Raw genomic sequence first — 26,552 nt, 5'->3', positions numbered from 1 at the left:
GGCGACGGGGGTAGCCGGGCCGGGTGTGGCCGGGGTAGGCGCGGCGCCACCAGTGGACCATCCGGTCCGCCGCGTCCTTGTCGGCGAGGGCCGGGTCGTTGTCGCGGACCTTGACGCGGAACGGTCGGTCGGGCGGTCGGCGGCCTGGTCGTCGTCGTCCGGGCCGGGCGCGGCGAGCGAGGTGGTCGTCATCGAGATGGCCTTCCATCAACAGCAGGCCGGATCCGGCGCGGTGGCCGGCCCCGGCACCCGGACCAGGGTGCCGCCGCCGACGCACACCACCCCCTTGTCCGCGGCCTGACCACACCCCTCGTCCGACCCCTCGACCAGCGTGTTCTCGCGCGGATGCACACGGTGCGGTGCGGTGCGGGTCTACCAGCGGTGCGGGTCTACCAGCGGTGCGGGTCTACCAGCGGTGAGGTGTCACCCGAGCGGGCTGGGTCTGCTCGTAGGCGTGGCCGACCCGCAGGAGCGTGGGCTCGTCGAGGGGGCGGCCGAGCAGCTGCATGCCGACGGGCATGCCTGCCGCGTCCTGGCCGACCGGAACGGTCAGGGCGGGCACTCCGGTGATGTTGGCGGGGGCGCAAAGGCGCACGTAGGCGTCGGAGACGCTCTCGGCCGTGCCGTCGGGCCAGGTGACCGTCTCCTCGTCGGCCCCGACCGCGGGCATCGGGACGCTCGGGGCGGCGATCACGTCGACCTCCTCCAGCATCCGTGTCCACTCGGCGCGCATGAGCGTGCGGGAGCGTTGAGCGCGTACGTAGTCGCCGGCGCTCATCAACTCGCTTGCCTCCAGGAGGATGCGGACGTCCTCCTGGTACAGCTCGGGGACCGTGCGCAGGCTGCCTTCGTGGTAGGCGCCGGCCTCCGGCACCATCAGGCCCCACTGCGTGGCCTGGATGTAGCGGGTCATCGGGATGTCGACCTCGACGAGCCGGGCGCCCAGGGCCTCCAGCTGCCCGATGGCGTTCCGGACCGCGGTCTCCACCTGCGGGTGGACGTGGTCGAAGTAGTAGGTGCGCGGCACACCTATGCGCAGCCCCGTCAGGTCCGGGTCCGCACCGGGCCGGTAGTGCGCCGCGGGCACGGACAGCGAGGCGGGGTCGCGCGGATCGTGTCCGGCCAGCGTGGTCAGGACCAGGGCCGCGTCCTCGACGGTGCGGGTGATCGGGCCGACGTGGTCCAGCGACCAGGACAGGGAGGTGACGCCGTGACGGGGGACGAGACCGTAGGTCGGCTTGAGGCCGACGACCCCGTTGAGCGCGGCGGGCACCCGGATCGACCCGCCGGTGTCGGTGCCCAGGGCAAAGGTCGCGGTGCCCGCCGCGACGGCGACCGCGGAGCCGCCGCTGGAGCCGCCGGCGACCCGGCCTCGGTCCCAGGCGTTGCGGGTCTGCGGGGTGGTCAGCCCGAACGCGAACTCGTGGGTGTGGGTCTTCCCGAGCAGGATCGCGCCGTCTGCGCTCAGGCGCGCGGCGACCGTGCTGTCCGCCGCTGCATGGTGGCCGGCACGTACGCGGGAGCTGGCGGTGGTGGCCATCCCGCCGACATCGATCAGGTCCTTGAGCGCCATCGGGATACCGTGCAGCGGCCCCCGGTAACGCCCTTGCGCGGCTTCGTGTTCGGCCTCGCTCGCCGCCCGCCGCGCCTGCTCCGCGGCGACCGTGACGTAGGCGCCGAGGTGCGGCTCCACTTTCTCGATGCGATCGAGGACGGAGTCGACCAGTTCGACGGGGGACAGTCGCCGGGCACGGATCGCGTCTGCGGCGGCGGCGAGGGAGAGCTCATACGGCTGCATCGTGGTGCTCCTCTGCGGCCCGGTAGGCGGCGGCGGGCGGGACGTCCGCGAAGTCCAGCTCGCGCAGGACCGCGACGACGCTGTGGATGTGGTTGGCGACCGCGGCGACCGCGGCATGGCGTTCGGCGGGCAGCACCAGGCCGGCGCGGGCCGCCCAGCGGGCGGCCTCCGGTGGCGTGAGTTCGACGGCGGACACGGATGCACTCCCTTTCGGTGGAGGTTGGAGTGGCGGAGTAACCGCCACCCTTCGAGGCTTGGGGATTCGTTGGCAGGTCGCGTGGTCAGGCCACGGTGGCCGCGATTTCGACGCCCGGCTCGGCGAGCAGCCGGTAGCGGCCGTTCTCCCGGCGGACGGTGCCGGCCGTGGGCTGCGGGAAGTGGGTGCCCAGCAGCAGCGCGTCGGTGTCCGCCAGGGTGTCGAGGAGCCGGGCGCGGGTGCGGACGGCCTGGGCGGGGTCGGTGTCGACGCAGCTGTGGATGTGGGGGTGGGACAGCTGCACGGGGTGGTGGATGCTGTCGCCGCTGATCAGCGCCCGGCGGTCGCTGCCGCGCAGTTCGACGGCGACCTGCCCCGGGGTGTGGCCCGGGGCGGGGACCAGGAGGACGCCCGGCGCCACCTCGCGTCCCTGGTCGGGCACGTCCACGGGGTCGTACTGTCCGGCGTCGCGGACGGGGTGGACGGAGTCGCGGAACATCTGGGTGCGGGCTTCGTCCAGGTCGGTGGCGGCCCAGTGGTCCCATTCGGTGCGGCTGGTGAGGTAGCGGGCGTTGGGGAAGGTGGGGATCCATTCCTCGCCGGCGAGGCGGGTGTTCCAGCCGACGTGGTCGGTGTGCAGGTGCGTGGTGATCACCAGGTCGACGGACTCGGGCGGGAAGCCGGCCGCCGTCAGCCGCTCCAGGAAGTCGGTGTCGAGACCGTTCCAGGCCGGGTTGGCGCGTGGCTTGGCATTGCCGATGCCGGTGTCGACGACGATCCGCAGCCCACCCGCCTCCACCGCGAAGCTGTGGCTCGCCAGCCGCGGGACCTCGGCGTCGGCGAAGTCGGGGCGCAGCCAGGACGCCTCGTCCAGTACCTCCTTGGTGGCGGCCGGCAGCAGCCAGGGTCCGGTCTGCCGCGGCAGTTCGATCTCGTCGATGCGGCGTACGGCGATGTCGCCGAGGCTCCATCCCGTGCTCGCGAAGGGGGCGGCCTGACGGGGCGTGGCGGTGCTCATCGGTGGGTCCTTTCGGGCGGGCGGGGCTCTGCGGAAAGCGGGGCTCTGCGGGAAGCGGGGCTCTGCGGAAAGCGGGGCTCTGCGGGAAGCGGGGCTCTGCGGGACGGCAGGGCTCGGTCAGGCGGTACGGGCCTGGCGCAGGGCACGGACGAGGCCGGTCAGGGTCAGCAGGATGACCGTCACGGCGTAGAGCGAGACGGCGGTCGCCAGGCCGTACAGGTTGGTCAGCAGGCCGGCGAGGACGGCGGGGACGCTCATGGCGAGGTAGCTGAGGACGTAGTAGGCGGCGAGCGTCCCGGCGCGTTCGCCCGGGGCGGCCGGGGGCAGCAGCAGGCGCAGGGCGCCTTGGGTGACGGCGCCGAAGCCCGCGCCCGCCAGGGCGGTGCCGGCGAACAGCGCGGCCAGGCTGTGCAGGTGGGGGCCGCTGAGGGTCAGGAGGGCTCCGGGGATCAGGAGCGCGGTGCCGGCGAGGCTGACGGGGCGGGCGGGCATCGTCCGGGCGGCGTGGGCGGCGAGCCCTGCCGCGGCCGTCAGGGTGAAGAAGACCAGGCCGCCGGTGGCGCTCGCGGCGTGCGGGGCGATGAGCCGGGCGAGCGAGGGGCCGAGGGAGGAATAGAAGCCGCCCAGCGCCCAGGCGGCGATGATGCCGGGCGCGACGAGCGCCATGGCCGGCCGGGAGGCCGGGGCGACGGCGACGGCGGGGCGCAGTGAGCGCAAGGCGCCGGAGTGGGGTCGGGCGGTCTCGGGGGCGAGCAGGACGGCGGCGGCCTGCGCGGTGAAGAGCAGGAGCAGCGGCAGGTAGACGGTGCGGGTGGGGGCGGGGGCGTACTGCACGAGGGCGGTGGCGGCCAGCACGCCGGCCGCCATGCCGGCCACGGGAGTGATGCCGTTGGCGGCCGTGGCCCGGCCGGGGCGGTCGGGGTCCTCGAAGTCGAGCAGGGCGGCTCCGGCGGCGCTGGTGGCCGCGCCGGTGGCCAGGCCCTGGAGGATCCGGGCGGCGATCAGCGCCGGCACCCCCTGGGCGGTGGCGAAGACGGCCATCGCGAGGGCCTGTGCCAGCAGCGCCGCGGCGAGGACCGGGCGCCGGCCCAGGTGGTCCGAGAGCGTGCCCGCGGTCAGCAGTGCCACCAGCAGCGCCAGCGCGTAGGCGCTGAACACAACGGTCAGCGTCATGGCCGAGAAGTGCCACGCGGCCTGGTAGAGCGCATACAGCGGGGTCGGCGCGCTGGAGGCGGCCAGTAGGACGACCAGCACCGAGGCGTGCAGCCGGAAGGCACCACGGCGGCCCAGCATGGGCGGGCGGCGGGGGCGGGACAGCAGGGCTGTGACGCTGGACATGGAAGCACCTCCGAGCCTTAAGGCGAATGCTTTGCGTTTAGCACTCTAGGCTCATGGGCTTCGAAAACGCAAATACTTAGCTTTTACGTGTCGAGGGCGTGCGAAGACGCGACACCGCCGAGCGCCGCCGCCACCAGGCTGGCGGTGTAGGCGTCGGACAGGTCCGAGGGGCGGAACAGGATCCGATACATCACAGGCGCGACGACGACATCCAGCAGGGTCTCCACGCCGGGCACGGCCTCCCCGCGCCCGGCCGCGCGCACGCCGATGACCTTCAACTGCTCGGCCGCGTAGTCTGAACACCGAACGGCGTTGCCCTGCTCAGGGTCACCCAGCAGGGCGTCGCGGATGTACGTGCGGCCCGCCGTCGAGGACATCTCCTCGGCGAACTGCACGGTCCAGGCCTCCAGGTCCGCCCGCAGGCTGCCGTGGTCGGCCGGCGGGGTGTCGGGGCGCAGCCGCTCGACGGCAACGTCGGACAGCAGTTCCCGCAGGTCCCCCCACCGCCGGTACACGGTGGACGGCGTCACCCCGGCCCGGGCCGCGATCAGCGGCACCGTGAGCGCATCCCGCCCCACCTCCGCCTCCAGATCGCGGACGGCCTGGTGCACGGACTGCTGGACGCGGGCGCTGCGCCCGCCGGGTCGTGTGGTCGCTCGGGCACTCATGCATACAGCTTAACGCGAAGGAGTTGCGTCTTGGTCGACCGGCTTCGGGGCTCTGTCTGTGCAGAACATCGCAGAGCCGCCCCGCCGGCACAGCACCGCCCCGGACCAGGCCCCGCGTGAGGCGTGGTGGACGGTCCGGCCGGGGATGTAGAGCAGCCTCTGACCGTGGCTGACCAGCAGCGCAATCCACAACGAAGCCCCGCCGGCGTTCAGGTCGACGGCCCGGGTGACGGGACTGCCGTCGGCCATCTTCAGCCCACGAACGACGGTATGGACCGGGTGACCTGGCGGGCCCGGGCGGAGTGTCCGAGGGAGCCGGGACAGGGTGTCGGTAGCTTTTCGGTGCGGGCCGGGTCGCCTCCCTGACAAGTCGCGGCCAGGGGCTCGCGCCTCTGACTCACCAAGGGCTGGACCAGTGGGTTAACACGGCGAAGGCCGTGTCCACCTTCCTCGGTGTCTCGCATCCAAGGGGGATCCGACGGCCACGTTCTGCCCGAGGTTCGGTACTGGTGTCTCGGTTGGCGAGCGTCGATGTTGCGCCTCGGAATGCACTCCAGGGGGTGACGGCATGACGCCCTCGCTCGACCAGATCGCCACCTTGGCGACGTTCGGATCGACTTGGGCCGTGCTGGCCGTGGGCCACAACGTCGCGGACCACGTCTTCGGCCAAAGCGACAACCAGGCCGCGAAGAAGGGAGCTCCGACCGCGCAGGACGTGGCGGCCGGGGCGAGCCCGCGGCGAGGCTGGGCCGCGTGCCTGGCCCACGTCGGCCAGTACCACCTCGTCATGGCCGCGCTCCTCGCCCTGGTGTGGCTGTTCATCCCGCTGCAGCTGTCGGCGACCGGGTTGGCCGCCGGATTCGCGTGGTCTGCTGTCACCCACGCTCTACTGGACCGTCGTTGGCCAGTGCGGTGGCTGCTCCAGCACACCGGCTCGCCGGACTTCGCCGAGCTGCGGACGGCTGGCCTCAACGGGCTGTACTTGGCCGATCTTCTCTGCACCAACGCCGCGTCAGGTCAGCTCAACGAATCGGTGGACGCGAAAGGACGTGAGGCGGTCGGGCTCGATGCTTGCCGAGTCCACTCGGTAGCTGCCGGCGCCGAGTTCAAGAACAGTGCTGTCAGTGAGTGTCCCGACCTCGGTGCCGAAGTAGGCGGCGTCGAACATGACGAGCTCGCCCGTGGTTTTCAGTACGGGTCCTTCTTCCCACTCGGCGGTGGGAAGTCCGGCCAGGACGATGTCAGCGACGCCTTCCTCGCTTTCTGCGTAGCACCAGCGGACGAGGACGCGGTGCTCGGGAAGGTAGGCGGTGGAGAGCGGTTCATCCCCGAGGACAAGCGCATCGGCGTCGCCAGGGAGAGCGAGGACACCCACCAGTTCCACCACCTCGCAGGCCCGGTCGTAGTCGCCCTCCGTTCCCGACCAATGCGACAGAGCATCGCGAGGAACCACGATGAACGGGCCGCCCTCCGTCTCCAACCACGTCAAGGACATGCCGCCTCCAGCTCCAAGATCTCCGTTCCGTCGCGACAGCGTATGCGCCGGATCGGACACCGCAGCCTCGCGCCCGCGGCGGTCGGGGGTGCGCGGTGACCAGCATCGAAGAGCTGACCACACTGGCGACGTTCGGCTCGACCTGGGCCGTGCTGGCAGTCGGTCACAACGTGGCCGACCACGTCTTCGGCCAGAGTGACCACCAGGCCGCAAACAAGGGGGCGCCGACGGCCGAGGACGTGGCCGCCGGGGTGAACCCTCGCCGGGGATGGGCCGCGTGCCTGGCCCACGTCAGCCAGTACCACCTGGTCCTCGCCGCGCTTCTCGCCCTGGTGCGGCTGTTCATCCCGCTGCCGCTGTCGATGACCGGCTTGGCCGCCGGGTTCGCCTGGTCGGCGGCCACTCATGCCCTGTTGGACCGGCGGTGGCCGGTGCGCTGGCTGCTGCAGCGCACCGGCTCGCCGGCCTTCGCCGAGCTGCGGACGGCCGGGCTCAATGGAATGTATTTGGCAGATCAGGCCCTGCATTCCGGAGCACTGCTCGTCTCGGCGCTGCTGATCACACGTCTGTGACCTGGGGTTCTTGATGAGGAATCATCGGGAGGCCGAGCGAGACGGGGCCCTGACGTTGGAAGCGCCGTGCCTGCTCGCGCTTGCTTCGCAGGAAGGTGAGGGTGAGGTCGAGTCCTTCGATCTCACCCTGCCAGCCCTCGGCGGTAGCCCGATCGCGGCGTGCGAGGAGATCTTGCTCCAGTTCATCGAGCCGCGGGATCATCTTCGGGTTGATCGAGAGCATCGGGCAGCGGATGCAGGCGTGCTCGTGCGCGCAGGGCGTTCCGTAGGGTCGGCCGCAGGATCCGAGTTCGACCCGCCGCTTGTCGAAGTGCTCCTCGAATTCGGTCCATTCCTCGGGGCTGGGCCGGCGGTATTCCTCCTCGGGTCGCTCGGCGCGGCGCCGGGCCAGGAACTGTTGGTAGTGGCTGATGACGTCCTCGTCGAAGACCGCGACGTAGCCGCGGGTGGTGCGGATATCGAGGTGGCCGAGCAGGGCCGCGCCGATGTGGATGGGCAGGCCGTTGTTGATCAGCTCGGTGGCAAACAACCTGCGGAAATCGTGCGGGGCGAACTTCACGCCGACGAACTCCGGGTGGGTGGCCTCCAGCTCCTGGCAGGCGCGGCGGATCATGCGCCAGGCCGTGGTGCTGGACATGCATCGCTGGGTGCCGCCGTGCAGGGTCTGGAACAGGTAGGGCAGTTCGTCGCTCCAGACCTTCTCGTGCAGGTCATAGCGCGCGCAGACCGGGACCGTGCCGTGCAGCTTGCGGTGGCGCCGGATGATCTGGGCGATGACGTGGAACAGCTCGGCGGACATCGGGATCACCCGTTCCCGGTCGCTCTTGGACGGGGTGATGACCAGGAGGGCGACGACCTCTCCGTTGGGTCGCTGGTATTGCCGGACGCTCAGGTGGCTAAGTTCCACCAGTTCCTCGGCCCGCAGGCCCGCCAGGCGCAGGGTCTCGACGACTGCCCACTGCCAGAACGCCTGGTTCTCCTCGAACGACAGTCGCACCAGCTCGCCGCTCCCGCGGTTGATCACGCGGACCGGCGGGCGGTTGTGGTTGATGTCGTCCCGGCTCGACGTTCGCAGCCATGTGGCGCCGTCGAACTGGAACTCCTCGCCCGGGGCGACGCTCTCGGCGGCATCCAGCAGCGCGCGCAGCCGGCTCCACGTGTCGTTGACGTGCTTGGACAGGATCGGCAGCAGGGGCTGGCGTTCGCGTGTCCGGTTGGCCATCCGCTCTTGCAGCCTGCGTCTGCGCAGGTGGAACCAGCGCAGATCGGCGTCGCTCACCGGGCAGGGTGCGACCCATGTTGCCCAGTGCTCCGGCTCGGCGACCGCCCAGGTGTGCAGGTCGAGGTAGAGGGCGCGGACCGCCATCAGCGGTCCGTCAACGTCCAGCCTCGGCTTCCCGCTCGGGAGCGTGACCAGGCGTTCCTTCCACTTGGTGAAGAGCTCTTCGGACAGGCGAAGGTCCTTCTGTTCCGGGTTGATCTCCTCGATGGTCTTCCAGAACACCTTGGCCAGCAGGTGCGTGAGCTGGCGCTGGGTGGAGTAGTCAAGGCTGGCCGAGCGCCGGGTGATGTAGTCGACCAGCAGGTCGCGGACGGCGGGGTTGTCCAGCTTGTGGCGGTCGACGGCTTCTTCGACGGGCAGCTGGCCGCGGGTCACAGCGGCCCGCAGGGTGCGCGGGGCCGAGGCCGGGAACTGCCCCATGTCGTGGAGAACGGGCCAGGCCAGCGTGCCAGCGAAGGTGCCCGAACGCAGGGTCTCTCCGGACAGCCCGTGCTTGCGGCATTCGACGGCGTAGTGCAGCAGGGCCTCCGGCGTCAGACCGTCCAAATCGATACCGAACACCGTCAACGCGCAGCAGATGTCCCGCATCGTCCGTGTCCGACGCGGCTCCGAGACGGGCAACTGCCCGACGCGCAGGCAGAAGTCCTCAAGCAGCGGATCGCTCGCGACGCTTCGAAACCAGCGGGTGTAGACGGAGAACCGGTTGGCGTGGAAGGAGTGCAGGGTAGGGCGGATGAGCCTGATGGCGAAGGCATGGCCTGCCCCGCTGAACAGTCGGTAGCGCAGCTTCGTGTCGTCGCCCGCGAGGTCACCGACCGGCCTGTTCAGTTCGTTCAGGCCAGACGCCTCCCAACGCTCCTGCCAAGTCGCGCCCGGGAACGGCGCGATGCGCTGAAGGAACTCCCGGACATCCCGGCCCCGTCGCCACTCCTCGTTCGGGGAGGTCGCAAAGTGGCGCCCGACGGCCGCAGCCACTTCCTCAAGAGGGGCACGGCTGAAATCGCCGAGAGAACGGGGCGGCCGCGTCGGGGCCGGCGGCGGCGCCGGGACGATGGCGGTCGGCGCAAAGTTGCCGACGGGCGCTTCGGCGCCGGCCTCATGACGTCGGACCCGGTTGGTCGTGGGGCCCTTCACGCGCGCGCTGTCGCCGACCTTACTGCCCGGCACCGAACACCGCCTCGATGTCATCCGCCGCGTACTGCGTCGGCCAGGACGTCGGCTGCACCGGTCGGGCGTAGTGCTCGGCGAGCTTGTCCACCAGGTCGTCCAGCCCGACCACGGTGTAGAGGGCGGTGGTGGTGATATGCGCGTGCCGCAAGATGGTCTGCACCTCCACCAGCGTCAGCTCCGGGTCCCGGGCCAGGCGGGTCGCGGCAGTGTGCCGCAGGTCGTGCAGGGTCCAGTTCGCGCCGATCGCCTCGTCCGCGCGCTGGATGATGCGGCGAGCCGCCCAGTAGGTGAGCGGCCGGCTCTCGCCCCGGCGAGTGCGCCAGACCGGCATCCCGTCCGGCGGCAGTCCGGCTTCTTCCAGGTAGGCCGCGAGGTAGGCCAGAGCCTGCGGGGAGGCCGGAACCGGCTGGCGGGCCCGGGTGCCCTTGGAGATCACCCACAACTGGCCCTTGGTCCAGTCGACGTCGCCCAGGCCAATGCCCAGCAGTTCCGAGGCACGGGCCCCGGAGGAGACGTAGCAGGACAGCAGGGCCTGATCCCTTGCGCAGCCCATCTGCGCGAAGAGCGCGTCCCACTGCTGGTCCGGCATCGCCCGCGGCTGCCGTACCGACACCTTCGGCCGGAGCCGGCCCCGCCTGTGCTGGACGCGGGCCTCGATCGGGGAGCGGTGGGCCAGAGCTGCGCGGCGGGCCCGGTTCTCCGGGACCGGGTTGAGCAGCGGGCCGCGGCCGAAGTGCATGTGGAAGGCGTAGAAGCCGTGCACGGCCGAGAGGTTGTGGGCGATGGTCGCCGGCGCGTACCCAGCCCGAAGCAGCGGCTTGCCGGTCGTCGGATTCACCGAACCAGGTCGGAAGCCGCCCTGCTTGCGTTGCCGCTGCGGGTTGCGGGCCGAGCGGAGCCAACCCACCAACGCGGCGGCCTCCGCTTCTGTCGCCTGTTCCCAGCCCACGTCCAGGGCCCACAGCACCCGGTACCACCGCAGCAGGTCGAAGCCGTAGCTGCGGCAGGTCAGCGGGCTGACATCGCCCAGCATCCGGTCTCGCAGGTAGCTGCTGACAGGGGCGACCTCCCGATCGGCCGCATCCACCACCAGCCACGGAAGCGACGGCGCGGGGCCCGCAACCACAGCCCCCACCCGAGGCAGCCGTGCTCGTCCGTCAATCAGATCTCGATGAAGTGAAGGAGTGTCATGCACGTCCGCATGCTCTTGGACTACCGCCGCCCCGTCGAGCTGGGGCCCGAGTTAGTGCAGTCAACTGACCAGGCTCTGCATGCCTTGGCCTTGCTCGTCTCCGCGCTCCTGATCACCCGTTTGTGATTCCGCAGGCGTGACATCAGTTCCCGCCTGCAGCCGTCGCCGAAGGGGAAATCTCGGGGGCGTAATAGTGGCGATTGAGTTCCGCTAGCCACCCCCGGATTCGATCGGGCGAGTTTTTGACATTCGGCAGTTCCATCCACAGTCGCAGGAAAAACATAATTGCGAAACAGATGGTGTCCTTGCTCCAGCTATCGTTCTCCGCGACGGCCTGTTCCGCCCAATCCTCGGCGTCGTCGCGGAAGATTTCCTTGATCAAGGCGCCTGGGGCCGCATGCGCCTGCTCGGACCACACCTTGTAGAGGAGCTGGTACTGATGCGGGCGCATCGGGTCCGAGGAGCCGTTTGCCAAGTCGGCCGTGGTCTTCCGGCACCAGCTACTGACCCACTTCACGGAACCGTCCTTGGTATTCGCCCGAAAGTCGGTGAAGTTGCCCTGCAAGTGGTGCTCGACCTCCGCCAGGTGCAGCGGATTGAAGGGGCGACCCTTCTCCTTGTCATAAGACAGCCTGCGTTGTTCAGCCAGCAAGAATTGGAGCAGGCCGAAGCGCGCAAACTGAAGAGTGGCCTCATCTCGATTTTCGCGTTCACCAAGGTGCTCCATATTAACCAGCAGTTCAAATAGTTGACGCGTCACACCAACCGCGTATTCCCAATGCCCCTGCTCAAGTAGAATTCGAACGGCTTTAAGGCTGTTTGCGCCACGGGTCAAAATCTGAATGTCGAAGCGTACAAGCTGTTGCGAAGAATTCGGCGTCGACCTCAGTGAACTCTCGGCCACCGCGACCACGTCCCGGAGTACCGCCAACAGCGGCCTCAGTGCGGTCTTTGGCGAAGGCGCATGTCGCACCTGCGGATCGCCTGAACCCTGCGCGCCCTGGCGCTTTCGCTGCGGTTTGGTTCGCTTCCTGCTCTGTGCCATCTCTGGACGATAGCTGGACCAATTATGACCTGTCGGCTCATTTCGCTCCCACCGTCGCAGTGGACTAGGTCCTCCCTTTTGGATCACCGGGCGGCGGGAGCCACTGCCTTCGTGAGATGCCTGTCTGAGCCGTCGCCTAGCTCGGCGCCACGATTCTGATTCCGAGAGCGGATGCTGTGATTTTACCTGGCGAGGGCTCTGTGTGGTCCTGGGAGGCCACCCGCGCTCCATTTTCGATCGGCCTAAGGTGCCATAGAAGTTGCCCTGGATCGGTGGAGGCGACTAATGTTTCCGCACCGATCCCGGTCAGAGCGCAGTCTTGGGGTATTTCAACTGTGGCTGAGGGGTGCGCTTCCTCGGAGCTGGTCTGACTTCGAATGAAGCACTCAACATTGCCGATGGGAAGGTTAGTCTGCACAGAAATAGCAAACGCCGTGATGCTGCAAGGACTGGGAACGATGTGATCCTTAGATGCGACCTTCCAGAGGACGCCTTGGCTAGGGAAGGAAGCGGTCGCCAAATTCGCTGGACCGTTTACGCGGAAGCCCCCACTGATCAGGGTGTACCCCGGTGGGGGCGGCCCAAGTGTTGCGTTTGGGCGCGACGCGCTGGAGCTTTCCACCTGCGAGTAGTTCATCCTGTGCAGCAGATCGGCGCGGCTCATCCCCTTGATCTTCATGCCGATCGCGTAGACCTCCAAGGTGTGGGGATTGGAGGCGATGTGGTCCGCCGAGGAGGCCAGCCATGCCGACGCGTCAGCGTTTGGGTAAGAGGCCGTCAGTAGCGCCCCCGATGGAGTATCCGTTCCAGTCGCTCCACCACCGACCGCCACCATGTCACCGGGAACAGCGCAAGGGACGTCGTTGTGGTGACCCGACACATCAGGCGACCGATCGAGGAACACGGTGATCGTGATCATGCCTGATCCGTCTATCCAATCAAAAACCTTTTGCATTAGAAGTCCCGTCTTAATGCAAAGTCGAGAAGCAGACAGTCATGCCCCGGATCTCTGTGGCGCCAGCGCATAACCCTCGCCGTGAACAGCCACACCATCGCCGACGTTTGCACCATCAACGTCACCGACAGACTCAAGCGGATGCCACCACAGTCTGTCCGATCCCAGGGAGTCGCAACCTGAGCCGTCGGGTCTGTCCAATGAACGGCTCTGTTCCGTAGTCGGTGGTGACGCTGCGTCCTCATTGTGGGAGGAGGATGCGGTGGCGCAGGAGGTCGAATCCGGCCCGCCCGTGCATCTGCCGCATGATCCGCTTGGTTCGCGTATTGACGCCCTCGGTGCGGCCATTGTGGAAGGGCAGAGTGAGGCCGGCATCCACGGCGGCGCGGTCGAGTTCGAGACCGTTGGCGAAGGAGTGCAGGTGAGGCAGGGCGGCGGCGCGGACCGCCGTGATCCAGTCGGTGAGCTTGGCGTCGTTTCCTTCCACTGGGGTCAGCAGCTTTGCGAATTCGCCGGTGAGTCGGGCGAGTTCGGTTGTCTCGGGGCAGGCTCTGGTGAGTTCACGCAGGAGAGCGGTGTCCTTGTCGCGCAGGTTCTCGGGGCGGGTGAGCAGGAGGCGTGCGAAGCGCTGCGGTGTGGTGACGGGCTTGTTGCCCTCGGCGCGGCCCTGGGTGATGTAGCGGTAGAGCAGGTTCAGGCTGCCGGTGTATCCCAGTTCCTGGATCTCCCGGAACAGTTGCTTGACGGGGACGGCCGGGTCGGCGGCCCGGCGGGTGCGCAGGTGGTCGCGGTAGGGGTCGACGAGGGTGGGCTTGTAGCGGGGTGCGCGGCGGTCGCCGGTGGGCTCCTTCATGCGGGCGTACCGTTTGATGGTGTTCAGGGCGACATCGAGGCGGCAGGCGCATTCGAGCAGGCCCACGCCCTGGGCAAGCAGATCGTGGACCTTGCGCCAGCGCTCGCGCGTGGTCTGTTCGCGAACTCCTCCGGGTCGGGCGGGGTTCAAGGTGGTGGCCCAGCAGGCGGCGTGGGAGCGGACCTCGGTCAGGACCTTGCCGCACAGGTTGCTCCACAGGTGCCATCGGTCGCTGACCTGCACCGCTTCGGGGAGGGCCTGGCGGATCGCCTCGCCGTAGGAGCCGGAGCCGTCGCGGCAGACATACTCGGCCCCGGGGTGCTCGCGCAGCCACGCGACCAGGGTCCGGGTGGTGCGGTCGGGCAGGACGTCGATCCGCTCGCCGGTCTCAGCGTCGATGAGCACGGTGGCGTAGCGCTGGCGCCGGCGCACGGCGAAGTCGTCGACACCGAGCACGCGCGGGACGCGCAGCGGTGGCACCGCCTGGCGCATGAGCAGGCGCAGGGCGGTCGAGCGGGAGATCGCGCAGGCCAGGATTCGGGAGAGGCGGGCGCCCGCCCGGCCCGCTAACTCTTGGACGACCTCGCCGAGTTGGTCGGCGAGACGGCGAGTGCGCCGCTGGTAGCGTTCGATCAGGCCGGGGACCTGCTCGCGGAACGTCTGCCGCGGGCAGCCCAGGACCGGGCAGACCATGCGCCGGACCCGCACCGACGCCACGACCCGACGCCCGTCCACCGGCACATCCGCGACCACCCGCCCGTGGAAGGCATGCACCTGCCCCATCGGCTGCCCGCACATCGGGCACGGCACCGGATCGTCCCGGGTCCGCGCCACCACCCGGATGACCTCACCCTCGTCCGCCACACCCTCGACGACGAGGGCCGACAGACCCGAAAACACCACACTCACAAGCTCGTTGACATCACGCATGCCATGCCAACGACGATCGTCACCCTTCGTCACCACCGATTACGGGACAGAGCCTAGGGTGCTCATCTGTGTGTCCGACGGGTCGGCAGGAAGGCAGGGGGATGACTGAGGCGTGGGATCGACTTCGGGCGATCATGGGGGAGCCGCTCTACGTCCCGGCCCGGGTTCCGTGGGAGCTGGCACCCGTTGAAATGGGCGTCCAACTCCCCTCGGATTACCGGGCTTTCATCGACTTGTACGGCGGGGTGGCGCTGAACGGGGAGTGGGGTGTGTACACCCCGACAATGGCATCGGCCGTTGGGGAGCCGGGTGGCTTGGCCGGGTGGCGCAACGAGACCGACATCAGCTTTCGCGATCAGGTCGAAGGCGAGGAGTGCTACTGGGAGCAACCGGGTGCCACTCCGGTCTTCCCAGACCCGGGTGGCCTGCTGCCCTGGGGATGGAACAGCAACCACAACCAGTGCTGCTGGCGGACGATCGGGCCGGATCCCGAGAAGTGGCCGGTGACGGTGTTCTTCGAGGATCGGCTCGATCATTTCGACGGCGGTTTCGCGGACTTCCTGGTGACCGTGCTGACGGGCGGGTACGCCGCGGAGGCCGAACTCCTGGTGCGTGCGGACCCTGCGGTATGGGGCCCTGAGGCGGCCCGGCCGCTCTGGTCGCCCAAGCGTGACTGGGCTGGCAGAGATTGGGGCGCCGAGTGGGGTGCCACCGGATTTGCGGCGTCCGGGTCGACTGAGATGCCCTGGATCGGCAGTCCTCTGGGCTGAGGATCCTCGGCCGGTCCCTCCAGGGCGCTCCTTCGGATCATCTTGCTGACCAGACGAAGATGGCGGCGAGGTGGAGTCCGGCGAGGTAGATGGTGGCGGTCTTGTCGTAGCGGGTAGCCAGGCCCGCGCCACTGCTTGCACTTGTTGATGCAGCGTTCGACGGTGTTACGTCGTTTGTAGGCCTCGCGGTCGAAGCCGGGCGGGCGGCCTCCCGCCGCCAACTCACGTAATCACACCCACAGGTCCAGCAGAAGAGCCCCATATCTACTCAGTCTGCGGTTGAAGCCCTCAAGCGCTCAGCGGCGAGGCAGGGAGACGACGCTCCCGGAGCCGTGCCCCTGCCCCATTTCGGGGGCCAGGGTGGGGAGTTCGCGGCTGAACGTACTGACCTCGCGGCGGAGGCGCTGGAGCTCGTCGTCCTTGGCCGCGAGGACGGACAGCAGGACCTGGTGGCGCTCCTTGAGCAGGTTGAACTCGCTGTATGTGCGGGCGAGTTTGCTGGTGAGCCGCTGGTTGAGGTCCCGCAGGCGTGCGATTCGAGCCTCTCGGGGATCGGGTTGATGCCCGGCGGCCCAGGCAGCGGCTCGGCGTTGCTCGAATTCGTCCTTGAGGTGGCCCCAGGTCCGGTAGAGCGAGGCCCTGGAGAGGCCGGCTTCGCGGGCGAGCGTCTTGACGTCGCAGGCCCCGCTGGCAGGGATCTGCCCGGCCAGCAGGCGGTCGATTGCCGCGCGGATCCGCCGCTCGGTCTGGTCGCGCTGGTCCTGGCTGAGCGCCATGTCATTCGGCCTTTCCTGATGCCTTGTCGATCTCTTCGAGGACGCGCTTCGAGCGGTCGAGCTCAGCCCGCAGCCGGCTCTTCTCCCCGGCCGGGACTCGGGGGCTGGCCAGCAGTTCAGCGCCGTTGGTCGCGGCGGTCTGCCAGACGGGCCGGTGGATGAGGTGATGGGTGGCTTGCGGACAGCGGCTGCTGTCGCACAGCCCGGTCAGCGGAGCCGCTGCGCTCTTGGTGCCGGCGAGCTTGAGGCACAACGCCTTCGCCGGATCTTCGAACCAGCAGTAGTTCGCCGCGGAGAGGTGCAGCGCCGAGGCCTTCCGCTTCAGCAGCAGCTCGATCTGACGGTCGGTAACCACCTTCACCGGGCCTGGATCGTGGTCCTCCAGCTGCTTCTCGACGGAGCGGAAGGTGGCCAGCAGGGCGTCGGCCCCTGGGCCGGCCGGTAGCTGGCCCTGCTGGTACTGGCGGAAGGACTCGACGGTCCGGGTGAGCTTTTCCTTCGTCTCCGCCCTCTTCCACTCGTGGTGGAAGACGGCCTGGGCGCCTCCGGGGCGGCCTAATGGTGGAGTCGGGTATTGGAACTCTCCGAATGCCTCGGCTGAGGTCACATCCCGCGTTCGGGTCCGTGCCAGGGCTTCGGCCGGTCTTCCGGGCTCATGGGTAGGTGTTCGAGCTTGACCGGACCGGGGTAGAAGTAGGTCCCGTTGGGATGGATGACCTCCTCGCCGATGAGGTGCCGGTGGAGCCACTCGGCGAAGCCCATGGCGTGTTCCCAGTACCCGCCTTCGTCCCGGTCGTGCACGATGACACTCCAATCGGGTGTCTGGGGACTGCGGCGGAGGAAGACGTGGAACCCGAAGTCTGTCGACAGAGCAGGGATCAGGACCCCGTCGGCTCCGGTGTCGGGGTGAGGAAGGCCGTCCCAGTCGGCGTCACGGAAGGCCTGCTCGGTCTGCCGGATCTCCTCCAGGAGGTTCCACCGCGTGGTCGCCGGGTGGTTGAAGTAGAGGTGGCCGTTGACCTTGATCGGCGCCATACTCATCGACGAACTCCTTGTATTCCGTCGGGAGTTCAGTGCCGATCTCCGATTCCAGGCGTGTCCAGCTCCCGGGGTCGGCGAAGCGTCGACCCCCTGCCCCGAGCATCATGAAGACGGCAGGAAGATGGTCGGGCATGGGTCGCGCCTCTCATTTGGGTGGAATGGTCGATTGGTCGCCGGGGTGGTGAGATCTGGGGGAAGCCTGGCTCAGGTGTAGTCGAAGAAGCGGTCCCACCAGGTTCGTGGCTCGAAGCTTGTACCGAGGTTGCTGACGCCGTCGTATCGGGTCCAAAGCAGGTGCTCGGAGACGGTGATGTAGCCGAGTACTTCGAGTTCGTCGTCGATGGGGCGACGGTCGGCGGTCTCGAAGAGGACGGTCTCCTCTTCCTCGTCGTAGCTGCCGGGATTCCCTAGGGTCACGGCGACGAGGTTGCCGTAGTTGCTGACGGTGATGGTGACGTGGTCGCCGCTGACCGTCGCACTGGCGGGGATGACGATGGTCCCGTGATGGTTCGCGTCCTGGACACCCCGATCAACGGTGCAGGTGCAGCGGAACCGCTGGTCCAGCCGGTCTGCCAGCTGATCGAATCGGGCTCGGGTCGCGACGTGGTCGTAGCCCGCGGGGAACTCCATGTGGTCGGGATCGTCGAGGTTCCTCAGCAGAGCCCAGATGTGCTGGTCATCGCGGGGCATGGTCGTCGTCTCCGTGTCGGTGGGGATCGTTGATGCGGTGGCTGACGTGGGCGGCGTAGGCGGCCCAGTCGCCGGCTGCGGCTCGCTGCCATTTGACGGCGACGGTGATGTCGATTCCGAGGGTCCGGGCGAGGACCGCGGCGGGCAGCTCGGTGGCGAGCTGGAACAGGGCGGTCGAGCGGGTCTCGGCGAGTCGGATGCCGAGTTTGCGGAGGCGTTCGCCCATGGCCCAGACGCTGATCGGGCGGCCGGGCTGGCCACCTGGGAACAGCCAGGGCGAGTCCGTGCGTGCGAGGACGGCGTGACTGCGGCGAACCTCGACCTGCTGGATAGCCAAGTCCGCGATACAAACTCAGGAAGTTGGACCGGGACGTCGCCGAGTCGGATGCGGACCGCTCCATCGTTCTGCTCGATGTGGTCGACGGTCAGGCGGGAGATCGCTGCGGGCCACTGGGCATAGAGGAGCAACAGCAGGCCGGCCAGGCGGTCTTCGGTCCGGATGGTGTCGTCGTGCAGCAGACGGCGGGCTGTGGTCCAGCGGGCCTCGTCGTCCATCGGCCGGGAGGGGCCGTTCCAACGAACGGCTGGGAAGCTGAGGTCGCGGGCGATCTTCTGGGCAAGGGCCCAGCGTACGAAGTTGCCTGCTTCCCGGCGGTGGCGCACGTTGTCGCTGGTCATCCAGCGTTCGAGTTCGATCTGGCGGCAGGTGGCGAGGGTCAGGTTCTGGTCGTCGAGCCAGTTGAGGAGGTGGACGGCGGCCCGCAGATGCTGGCGGACGACGGTGAGCTGGGTGTGCGTGATGTCCTTGCCGCGGTTGCGGCGGCGAAGGCGCCGCAGCAGATGCCAGGTCGCGTATCGGTGCAGGACCTTGCGCCCCTCGACGGTTGCGTGGGAGGCGATGAGATCCTTCACGAGTCGTTCGAGGCGAACCATCTGCTCGTCCCGCTGCGGAATGGCCTCGGTGGCCACGAGCACGCTGCGGATGTGCTCGACGACCTTGCCTTCCGGGAGTTCGTCCAGGGCCTCGTGGCTCATGGGCCGGCGCCCGGAAGCGAGATCCGACAGGACGGTGGAGACGATGCCCTTGGAGAGCCAGCGCATCGCGGTGCTGACGCGTTCGGTGCCGGTCAGGGCGTCGTGGAGGGCCTGGAGCTTCGGCGGTATGGAGTCCGTGTCATCGGCCAGGAGATCGTGGAGCCGCTGCTTGAGAGTGCAGCGAGGGCACGGTCCTGGAGCTCGGAGCCGCTCGGCTTCGCCGCAGGTGGGACAGGGGTGCCAGAGTTCCGCGTCCGGTGTGGTGCACGGGCCGCAAATGGGGGCGTCGGCGGTGCCGGAGTGGATGCCGCGGAGCCGTCCGCAGACGGTGCAGCGGGCTTGGCGCCTGTCGCAGCCGCCGCACCGGGGCAGGCCGGTCAGCTTGGAGAGCGTGCAGGGTGCGGTGCGGCCGCAGAGCGAGCAGGCCAGCACGGGCAGCGGACAGCAGTTGGGGCAGAGGGGACCGTCGGCTGTGCGGGTCTGCACTCGCCGTCGCTCTCCGCAGCTGATGCAGACCTCGGTGTTCGCGGGGTCGGTGACCAGGCAGTTCGGACACAGCGGACGCCCGTGCTCGTCACGGGTCGCCGGTTCGCGTCGGGCACCGCAGCGTGCGCATTCCTCGACACGGGACTTGGCGATGCAGTTGCGGCAGACCCGCTCCCCGTCCAGCGGCTTGTCGATGCGGACGACCCGGTGACACCGGGGACAAGTCGGCCGGACGATCCCGGCGACGCCCGCCTCATGCAGCAGGTCGATGAACTGCAGGATGGCCCGGTGCGGCGCGAGATAGCCCTCGCCGGTCAGCAGACGGGGGTTGTCCTCCAGAGCCCATACCAGCCTCCGACGGTAGGCGGGGCGGGTGGGCACTGACCGGTGGAGAGCTTCGGCGATCACGTCACGGTCGGCGTCCGGGGCGATTGCGACGATCACTTTGTGGACGACGTCGACCGGGTCACGGTCGTCAGCGTCGGGACACATCGAACAGCGGGGCAGGCCCTTGCGGTCCCGGAAGGCCAGGCGCCGGATGTTGCCGCAGGCGGCGCATTCCGCGGTCTCCTGGCCGCAGACCGAGCAGTACCAGTCCTGGCCCTGGCGCTGGAGGGTCCGCAGGTTCTTGCCGCACTCGGCGCAGACCGGTGGCGAGACCGCCGATGCGCCGGCATTGCAGAGTTCGATGAGCAGGTCGCCGATGGCCCGCGGTGCCGGGGACCGGCCGTCCGTGAGGACGGCGGGCCGCATCGCCAGGGCCTGCGCGAGGCGACGCGACTTCGCCCGGCCGCCCGCGACCGCGGTGACCACGGCCTGGATGGCGGCGGGTTCGAGGTCCTTCTCGACGTCGGTGATCAGATCGGTCATCAGGCCGATCGGGTCGGTGACGGCGCGGCCGTGATGGTCAGCGGTGGTCACGGCCGGTCAACACCCCTGATCCTGGCCCGCTTCGGCCGCAGTCCGCCGAGCGCTTCCGCGGGTTCCCCGCCGCCGGCGGCGGCCTTCGTCGGCTTCTTCACTGCTCCGGCCACGGTGATGGGCTCGATGAGGTCGTCCATCGTGCAGTCCAGGATGTCGAGCAGGGCCATGAGGATCTTCAGGCTCAGTCGCTCCGGTCGCTCGACGACGAGCCGGTAGACCTGGCTCGACGACAGGGTGATGCCGCGTTCGGCGAGCGGCGGGATGAGGTCGGTGGTGGAGAACATCCCGCGGTCCGCCATGACCTTGCGCAGGTGCCACTGGTAGTCGAGCTTGGCGGCCATCGCCGGATCCCTCCTGTCAGGCCCCGGCAAACGCCGGCGCCAGTGCCTTGTGCAGGGAAGTGTTCATGAAGTCATCGCTGACATGCGTATAGATGGCCAGGGAGCTGTCGCACTCGTGGCCGACCTGCTGCTGGATGAAGCGCCTGTCCACCCCGTCCTCGGTCAGGTGCGTGACGTACGAATGCCGCAGCGAGTGCGGGACCAGCTCCTTCGGCAGCCCGAGCGCGTCGCGGTAGGCCTCGAACCGGTCGTTGATCGAGCCGGGCTGAAGACGCCCTCCCCGCTCGGTGATCCACAGAGCCGGGTGGTCAGGGAATCCGAAGCGCGGGCGGACGTTCTCGACGTAGTCCGCAACCGCATCGACCGCCCAGTCCATCACCGACAGCACGTTCCTCCGGCGCGGCGGCTGGCCCTTTTCGCCTTGCCTTAGCGGACGTTGAGCGTGCCATACCGGCCGAACTGGCGGGCCTGCGGGTTGCGTCCGAAGTCGACCAGGTCGAGTTTGGAGGTCTCGGTCCGCCGCAGACCCCAGCCGTAGATGACCTTGAAGAGGGTGGCGTCGCGGTAGGCAGCCAGGGCGCCCTTGCGCTTGGCTCGCACCGCCCGTTCGACCTGGTCGTCGGCGTAGTCAAGGAAGAGCTGCAGTTGTTCCCGGGTGAACGGTTTCGCCTCCGGGCTGCCCTCGTAGTCGTTGAGGTGGGCGATGGTGTTCCACTCGTGGCAGACCGCCACGGGGAAGGTGCCGAATGCCTCCTCGCAGGCCGGCCCCCAGCCGTAGCGACCGTCGATGAGGAACTCGCTGAACAGCCGCACCGTGCCCTGGTAGCTGCGGATCGTGGACGGCGCCAGGTGCCTTTCACCCGTCAGGGAGAGAGACCACTCGTCCACGTGGGCCGGTACCCACTGCCACGGGTACTCGTTCGCGAACTCCATGAACCGGCGTACGAGCCGTTCCCGGTCCTCGACCGTCTCGTCCTTCAGACCCCGCGACTTCTGCTGAGCGCGCCACCCACGCAGCATCGCGTCGAACATGGCGTCCTCGGGACGAAGCTGAACCACCCCCGAGACGAGCTCCAGGTGAGCCGACCCGGCAAGGGCCACCTTGCGCTGATGCACCACTCCAGACCATCCCTTCTGGAGGGCAGATCATGCATCAGACGGGATTATCTCCACAACATGCCTGGTCAGGCGGTCGCCTCATAGGAGCGCTGGAGTGCTTGAGGCCCTCGTCGTGACTTGCCGACCTGCAGGTTCTCGCCCGTCTGATGCAACTCCCGAGGGTTGAGGTAGACCTCCGTGGTGACCACGCTGGAGTGCCCGACCAGGTCGCGCAGGATCAGCAGCGGATCGGCTTTCAGCAGGTAGAGCGCCAGGCCCGAGGCGTCACCGGTGGCCGCCGCGAGCTGGGCGGCGTGCCGGTAGTGGCCCTCCACCAGCCTCTCCAGGGTGGCCATCGCGAAGGTGTGGCGGCATCGGTGCGGGGCGACGTCCGGGAACCGCGGCTCGAAGCGGTCGCGGATTCGGCGGGCCGTTCGCCGGAACAGCGTCCCCCAGTCCACGAACGGCCGGCCGTCGTAGCTGAGTGCCAGCAGCAGCGAGCCGCCTTCCGGGCCGACCAGCCGCAGGCGTTCCTCCGGCCGAAGGGCCGACCAGGCTGTGCGGCGGCCGTTGACCCGGCCGCCGTAGAAGTCCGCGTCCTCCACGACCAGCGGGCTCTTCGGCCTCCACGAGCCGCGCGACATCTCCCGGTCGAGGGCGGCGTAGGAGTGCACCGCCGCCAGCGCGGGGTAGTCGATCCACGTCGTGCGGAACTTGCGGCCCTTGGCTCCCAGCCGCGGGACCGCCCAAGGGATCGGCACCTCGGTCGGTTCGGCGGGCAGCGGCGGGACCTCGTGGACCAGCAGGTAGGTGAACTCCCGGCTCCGCATCCCGGTGCCCAGCACCAGGCCGCCCATCGCCGCGTTCCGGCCCGGGAAGCGTCCCCGGAACGTCGCGTCCTCCAACCCGTCCGGGCCCAGGCCGGCCAGGCCATAACGGAAGAGGCCCGCGAAGTCCGCCTCCAGGTACTGCACCGTCACATGCGGCTTCGGCCTTCGCATCCGGGCCTGGTTCCGTTCGGTTTCCACCAGTCGGCCCTGCACCATCCGCTTGCCGACGGCCACCGTGAAGGGCACCGCCGTCGCAAGCCCCTCATCGCCGGCCCAGCTGTAGAACCGGCTGAGCGCGGTGATCTGCAACTCCCAGGACGAGGAGTCCAGCCGCTCGTTCAGCGGCTCCGACAGCCGACGGTCCGCGTACGTGCCGAGAGCGGCGACCAGGTCCTCCCTGGCACCGAACACCTCGACACGGTGTCGGCGCAGGTGGACCAGCCAGTCCCGGGCCGCCAGCGCGTACGCCCGCCACGAGTTCGGCGAGGGTGCCCCGCTCGACGGCAGCGTGCGAAGCCAGGCGTTCACGGCCCGCGTCGCCCGCGGGCCGGCTTCGTCCTCGAAGGCGAAGTCGTCATCGAGGAGTACCGGCATCCGCTCTGGGATCAGCGGTTGACCGCCGAGCCCCCAGGACTGCCAGCCCTCGGAGGAGAAGTAGTGCACCAACACACGGCGGGACGGTAGGCCCGCGACTCGACCCTCATCAACTGCTAACCCCACGCCCAATCAACGGGAGCTGAGGAATGTGAGACACGCCAAGAAAGCAGCAACAACGTGGGTCCAGCCCTTTCATGCTGCTGGTGGCGTAGCCGGAGGGTCGGCGGGCGGTGGCCCTGGCCCATATCGCCAGCTGAGGCGGCCAGGCTCCTCAGACCGTTGCCCACTGGACACGGTAGCTCCAGCGTGCGAGTGACCTGACGACGGTTGCAGCACCGATGGGGTTGGCGCTGTGAACGAAAACAGCTCCGATCTGAAAGGGCTGCCCGTTGAAGGCGGCTTCTTCCATGAGGGTCACCACCGGCATGATGGTGTCGTCGCCGCCGAGATCGTGGTCAAGCCACAGCTCGTCAATGAAGCTGTCACGGTGCTCTTCCAGCAGCTGGATACCTTCGCGGCTGGTGCGGGCAATCCGCGTGGCCCGGGGAAGGGGGCGGAGGTCGTCTATGCCAAGGATGACCGGTATCGACGAGGTAGGTGCTTCTTTCACCGGGTTATTGTCACAGGAGGCGGGTGGGACAACCACGGGGTATTGAGGCTCTGCTGGACAGGAGGCATCCCAGGGGGGAAGAAGTCGCCGTTGGAGGTGGGTTCGTCGTGGCCGAGGGGTACCCGCAGGTGGTGGTGGGTGCGGTAGAAGCGGCGGGCGGCGCGTAGTTCCGGCGCGGACGGATCCTGACCGAGACAGAGGTCGAGAAGAAAAAGCGTTCGGATGAAAGCGTGCTGGAGGGCGGCGTGGCACTGCGGACGAAGACCTGGAGAGACTTACCCAGGGCGTATGTACATCCGAACGGGCCGAGCTGCCCTGCTTCGCATCGCGATGGTGCTTTCTGCCAGTGCGGTGGCCTCCCTGCCCCCGATTGCCGCTCCCGCAGCTGCCGTACCGGTTCCCAGGATTTCGGCGTCTCAGCCATGGGACGCGACCGCGTCGGAGCTCGACCGGGTGATCCAGCAGACGGCCGCCGACGCCGGTGTCCCTGGAGTGATCGTTGGCGTCTGGATGCCCGGACAGCCACGCTACGTGCGGGCCTTCGGTGTCGCGGATACGAGCGACTGCGCCCCGATGCGAACCGACCTGAATATGCGGATCGGCAGCGAGACCAAGACCTTCACCGTTACCGCGCTGCTCCAGCTCGTCGACCGCGGCGAGGTCGGCCTGGACGACCCGATCTCCGCATACGTCGGCGGAGTGCCCGACGGAGAGCACATCACGCTGCGTCAGCTTGCGGACATGCGCAGCGGCCTGTTCGCCTACAGCAAGGACGCGGGCTTCCAGCACCTGCTGGCGACCGAGCCGCATCGCCAGTGGTCGCCGAGTGAGCTGCTCGGCATCGCCTTCGAGCACCCCAACCAGTTTCCCCCTGGTGCGCAGTTCGACTACTCCAACACCAACACCGTGCTGCTCGGCCTGGTCGTCGAGAAGGTCACCCACCGTCCCTTGAGGGACGTGATCCGGGACCTGATCACGCGGCCGAGCCGCCTGGACCACACCTTCCTGCCGGAAGCGGCGGAGTTCCCGCTGCCGCACGCCCACGGCTACACCGACGTGACACCGGACGGCACGGTGGCGGACGCCACGGACTTCAATCCCAGCTGGGGCTGGGCAGCCGGCGCGATGATCTCGGACCTCGACGACATGCGCTCCTGGGCGGAGAACGTCGCGACAGGCGGGTTGCTGACCCCGTCGACCCAGGCGGAGCGCCTCGACGCGCAGCCCACCGGCGCGCCGGGTGACGCCTACGGGCTGGGCATCGACATCAACCACGGGTGGATCGGCCACGCGGGCTCCCTGCCCGGCTACCAGAGCCTGACGGTCTACCTGCCCGCCCAGAAGGCGACGATGGTGATCCTGCTCAACACCGACATCCCCTCGAACGGCGAGAATCCCAGCACCCTGCTTGGCCGGGCCATCACCCAGGTGATCAGCCCGGGCAACGTCTATGGCGACGCGTCCGACCAGAACTGACACGCGCCCAGGGTGACGCGGGTGCCAGCGGTAGGTGAGGTTCAACCTGCCCGGCGATGGAACGTCGATCCGAACGCCGGAGAGACTCAGGCGCGCCCTGACCTCGTCCGCCAAAACTCCCACCGGCCCGGCTGACCACCTTCGACCTTGACGGGCCGGCAATGTCCAGTAACTCCCTACGGCCTCCTGCTCCAGGCGCTCGGTGTGTTCCTGGTGGCAGGTCCAGCAGGGGCTGCCGGAGCGGCGGATGCCCTGGGCAGGCTTTCACCAGGGGCGTGGGCACCTGCGCGGGCCGGCGGTGCCCTGAGAGGCCGAGGGAAGCGAGGGCGTCGACGCGCAGCGAGGTTCGGTGGGCGGGGCCCAACCCAGGCCGGCAGGCCTGTCCCGGGATATTCAGCGGCGTGAGGTGATCTGACGCTGGAGCAGCAAAAGGTGCCCCATGTCCTGCAAGGATGTGAGTGTCGAAGTCATATCCAGCGCAGAAGCAGGGGCACCTTCTGGGTGAAGGCTACCGGGTGGGACGAACGGCTGTCGGTGAAGGCCGACGGCAAGGGCTTGTCGGGCACGCGGGGTCGGTGCTGCTGCGCCGATGCGCGGACCGGACTGGGCTGACGGCTGCGCTGGACCGGGTGCTGCCGCGCGGTGTCGGTGGCTCGTGGCGGGAGCGAGGCACGGTCGTCGTCGCACCGGCCTGCGCGATCGTGCTGGGCGCGACCAACCTGTCCGATGCCGAGGGCCTCCTCGCTCACCAGACGCCGTGTTCGGCCAGCCGCTCGTCGTTGCGCAGGTGGGCCAGCGCGATCACGGCGATCCGCCCGGCGTCCAGCTTGCGCCAGCCAATACTCGGCGGGGCGCGGGCGGGCCTCCTGGGCGGGTGGGCGCAGGGTGCGGGTGGCGTACAGGTATTCGCCTTGGGGGAGGCGCTTGTTGGCGATGATGACGGACTCGCTGCCGTCGTTGTGGACGGTCACGTCGCCGGGCAGCAGGCGGCGCAGCGGCGCGTACAGGATGTGGTCGGGCCGCGGCCGGCCGACGTGGCGCTGGGCTGGTGTCCGGGGGGTGCTGGCGGTGTCGCTCATATGCGGAGCCGTCCTTTGATGCAGGTGCGGACGCAGACGTGATGCACTGCGGGTTCGGGTGTGGTGGGTCGGGTGCAGATGCGGGTGGGGGTCGGGCGCGGGTCAGGTGCCGATTGCGTGTCATGCCGGACGGCCGAGCGCGCGAACCCCGGGCCGTCAGTCAGGCCAGAAGCCCGGAGCGCGCGGGCGCAAAGCCCCGGCCGGGAAGCCCAGGGGCCGGAAGCCCCGAGGCCCCCTCGACCGGCTCGCGGCCGCCGCCACCGAAGCCGCAGGCCCTCTTCGCCCCG

24 protein-coding genes and 2 pseudogenes are annotated in these 26,552 nt (G+C 68.9%); 3 read left to right on the top strand and 23 right to left on the bottom strand.

Features of this window, described 5'->3' with window-relative positions; all coding sequences use genetic code 11:
* Nucleotides 1–406: 406 nt before the first annotated feature.
* The 7 genes and pseudogenes from BX285_RS34910 to BX285_RS34875 form a co-directional block, all read right to left on the bottom strand.
* Entirely contained in the window at nt 407–1,798 is a 1,392-nt protein-coding gene (locus BX285_RS34910) for an amidase (RefSeq protein WP_121179517.1), read from the bottom strand.
* The gene (locus tag BX285_RS34905; protein WP_097240922.1) at nt 1,785–1,994 is read right to left on the bottom strand and encodes a hypothetical protein; all 210 of its coding nucleotides are present in this window, start codon (nt 1,992–1,994) and stop codon (nt 1,785–1,787) included. The genes BX285_RS34910 and BX285_RS34905 overlap by 14 nt, the downstream gene beginning before the upstream one ends.
* Before the next feature lie 85 nt (nt 1,995–2,079).
* Nucleotides 2,080–3,012: an MBL fold metallo-hydrolase gene (locus BX285_RS34900; protein ID WP_121179516.1), complete on the bottom strand. Its 933-nt coding sequence runs from the start codon at nt 3,010–3,012 to the stop codon at nt 2,080–2,082.
* A gap of 117 nt (nt 3,013–3,129) precedes the next feature.
* Nucleotides 3,130–4,350, bottom strand: a complete 1,221-nt coding sequence (locus tag BX285_RS34895; RefSeq protein WP_121179515.1) for an MFS transporter — start codon at nt 4,348–4,350, stop codon at nt 3,130–3,132.
* Between the two features lie 83 nt (nt 4,351–4,433).
* Nucleotides 4,434–5,018 carry a TetR/AcrR family transcriptional regulator gene (locus BX285_RS34890; RefSeq protein ID WP_097240925.1) on the bottom strand — a complete coding sequence of 195 codons (585 nt, stop codon included), beginning with the start codon at nt 5,016–5,018 and terminating at the stop codon, nt 4,434–4,436.
* 99 nt (nt 5,019–5,117) lie between these two features.
* Nucleotides 5,118–5,267: pseudogene (locus BX285_RS34885) on the bottom strand (IS110 family transposase); the annotation flags it as partial.
* Between the two features lie 763 nt (nt 5,268–6,030).
* Complete coding sequence (locus BX285_RS34875) at nt 6,031–6,513, bottom strand: Imm21 family immunity protein (RefSeq protein WP_121179595.1); 483 nt, start codon at nt 6,511–6,513, stop codon at nt 6,031–6,033.
* 95 nt (nt 6,514–6,608) lie between these two features.
* Between BX285_RS34875 and BX285_RS34870 the strand changes: the two genes are divergently transcribed.
* Entirely contained in the window at nt 6,609–7,085 is a 477-nt protein-coding gene (locus tag BX285_RS34870; protein WP_220784023.1) for a hypothetical protein, read from the top strand.
* Here BX285_RS34870 and BX285_RS34865 read toward each other — a convergent pair.
* The 5 genes from BX285_RS34865 to BX285_RS34845 all read right to left on the bottom strand — a co-directional run bounded on the left by BX285_RS34865 (nt 7,072) and on the right by BX285_RS34845 (nt 14,482).
* Nucleotides 7,072–9,534, bottom strand: a complete 2,463-nt coding sequence (locus BX285_RS34865) for a site-specific integrase (RefSeq protein WP_259470966.1) — start codon at nt 9,532–9,534, stop codon at nt 7,072–7,074. The two genes, BX285_RS34870 and BX285_RS34865, sit on opposite strands and share 14 nt — an antisense overlap.
* Nucleotides 9,521–10,624: a tyrosine-type recombinase/integrase gene (locus BX285_RS34860; RefSeq protein ID WP_310794280.1), complete on the bottom strand. Its 1,104-nt coding sequence runs from the start codon at nt 10,622–10,624 to the stop codon at nt 9,521–9,523. The genes BX285_RS34865 and BX285_RS34860 overlap by 14 nt, the downstream gene beginning before the upstream one ends.
* Before the next feature lie 247 nt (nt 10,625–10,871).
* Nucleotides 10,872–11,774 (bottom strand): DUF5677 domain-containing protein, encoded by a 903-nt coding sequence (locus BX285_RS36995; protein ID WP_147465293.1) that lies wholly within the window; start codon nt 11,772–11,774, stop codon nt 10,872–10,874.
* A 136-nt stretch (nt 11,775–11,910) separates the two neighbouring features.
* The gene (locus BX285_RS36990) at nt 11,911–12,693 is read right to left on the bottom strand and encodes a hypothetical protein (RefSeq protein WP_147465292.1); all 783 of its coding nucleotides are present in this window, start codon (nt 12,691–12,693) and stop codon (nt 11,911–11,913) included.
* Nucleotides 12,694–12,970: 277 nt separating this feature from the next.
* A complete protein-coding gene (locus BX285_RS34845) occupies nt 12,971–14,482 on the bottom strand; it encodes an ISL3 family transposase (protein ID WP_183107356.1) in 1,512 nt (503 codons plus the stop codon).
* Nucleotides 14,483–14,613: 131 nt separating this feature from the next.
* Between BX285_RS34845 and BX285_RS34840 the strand changes: the two genes are divergently transcribed.
* Nucleotides 14,614–15,282, top strand: a complete 669-nt coding sequence (locus BX285_RS34840; RefSeq protein WP_121179510.1) for a hypothetical protein — start codon at nt 14,614–14,616, stop codon at nt 15,280–15,282.
* Between the two features lie 37 nt (nt 15,283–15,319).
* Here BX285_RS34840 and BX285_RS34835 read toward each other — a convergent pair.
* From BX285_RS34835 to BX285_RS34780, 10 genes and pseudogenes are all read right to left on the bottom strand, one after another.
* Nucleotides 15,320–15,512, bottom strand: a pseudogene (locus BX285_RS34835) (IS5/IS1182 family transposase); the annotation flags it as partial.
* 66 nt (nt 15,513–15,578) lie between these two features.
* Nucleotides 15,579–16,058 (bottom strand): hypothetical protein, encoded by a 480-nt coding sequence (locus tag BX285_RS34830; RefSeq protein WP_121179509.1) that lies wholly within the window; start codon nt 16,056–16,058, stop codon nt 15,579–15,581.
* A 1-nt stretch (nt 16,059) separates the two neighbouring features.
* Nucleotides 16,060–16,665: a hypothetical protein gene (locus BX285_RS34825; RefSeq protein ID WP_259470965.1), complete on the bottom strand. Its 606-nt coding sequence runs from the start codon at nt 16,663–16,665 to the stop codon at nt 16,060–16,062.
* Nucleotides 16,662–17,099: an SMI1/KNR4 family protein gene (locus BX285_RS34820; protein ID WP_147465291.1), complete on the bottom strand. Its 438-nt coding sequence runs from the start codon at nt 17,097–17,099 to the stop codon at nt 16,662–16,664. Before BX285_RS34820 ends, BX285_RS34825 begins: the two co-directional genes overlap by 4 nt.
* 204 nt (nt 17,100–17,303) lie before the next feature.
* The gene (locus BX285_RS38935; protein WP_259470963.1) at nt 17,304–20,231 is read right to left on the bottom strand and encodes a site-specific integrase; all 2,928 of its coding nucleotides are present in this window, start codon (nt 20,229–20,231) and stop codon (nt 17,304–17,306) included.
* Nucleotides 20,228–20,575, bottom strand: a complete 348-nt coding sequence (locus tag BX285_RS34795; RefSeq protein WP_121179504.1) for a helix-turn-helix transcriptional regulator — start codon at nt 20,573–20,575, stop codon at nt 20,228–20,230. The genes BX285_RS38935 and BX285_RS34795 overlap by 4 nt, the downstream gene beginning before the upstream one ends.
* Before the next feature lie 16 nt (nt 20,576–20,591).
* Nucleotides 20,592–20,963, bottom strand: a complete 372-nt coding sequence (locus BX285_RS39410; protein ID WP_310794279.1) for a tyrosine-type recombinase/integrase — start codon at nt 20,961–20,963, stop codon at nt 20,592–20,594.
* 38 nt (nt 20,964–21,001) lie between these two features.
* Nucleotides 21,002–21,634 (bottom strand): hypothetical protein, encoded by a 633-nt coding sequence (locus BX285_RS39405; protein WP_310794278.1) that lies wholly within the window; start codon nt 21,632–21,634, stop codon nt 21,002–21,004.
* 125 nt (nt 21,635–21,759) lie between these two features.
* Entirely contained in the window at nt 21,760–23,172 is a 1,413-nt protein-coding gene (locus tag BX285_RS34785; RefSeq protein WP_147465290.1) for a site-specific integrase, read from the bottom strand.
* Nucleotides 23,173–23,371: 199 nt separating this feature from the next.
* On the bottom strand, nt 23,372–23,710 hold the full coding sequence (locus BX285_RS34780; RefSeq protein ID WP_121179502.1) for a cyclic-phosphate processing receiver domain-containing protein: 339 nt from the start codon (nt 23,708–23,710) through the stop codon (nt 23,372–23,374).
* Between the two features lie 453 nt (nt 23,711–24,163).
* Between BX285_RS34780 and BX285_RS34775 the strand changes: the two genes are divergently transcribed.
* Complete coding sequence (locus BX285_RS34775; protein ID WP_310794277.1) at nt 24,164–25,186, top strand: serine hydrolase domain-containing protein; 1,023 nt, start codon at nt 24,164–24,166, stop codon at nt 25,184–25,186.
* A 467-nt stretch (nt 25,187–25,653) separates the two neighbouring features.
* Here BX285_RS34775 and BX285_RS36985 read toward each other — a convergent pair whose 3' ends face one another.
* A complete protein-coding gene (locus BX285_RS36985; protein WP_147465289.1) occupies nt 25,654–26,265 on the bottom strand; it encodes a hypothetical protein in 612 nt (203 codons plus the stop codon).
* Nucleotides 26,266–26,552 lie beyond the last annotated feature (287 nt).

It is taken from the genome of Streptomyces sp. 1114.5 (assembly GCF_003635085.1).
Classification (GTDB): Bacteria; Actinomycetota; Actinomycetes; order Streptomycetales; family Streptomycetaceae; genus Kitasatospora.
The sequence above is the reverse complement of the archived record's forward strand: the minus strand, read 5'-3'. Positions and strand labels throughout refer to the sequence as shown.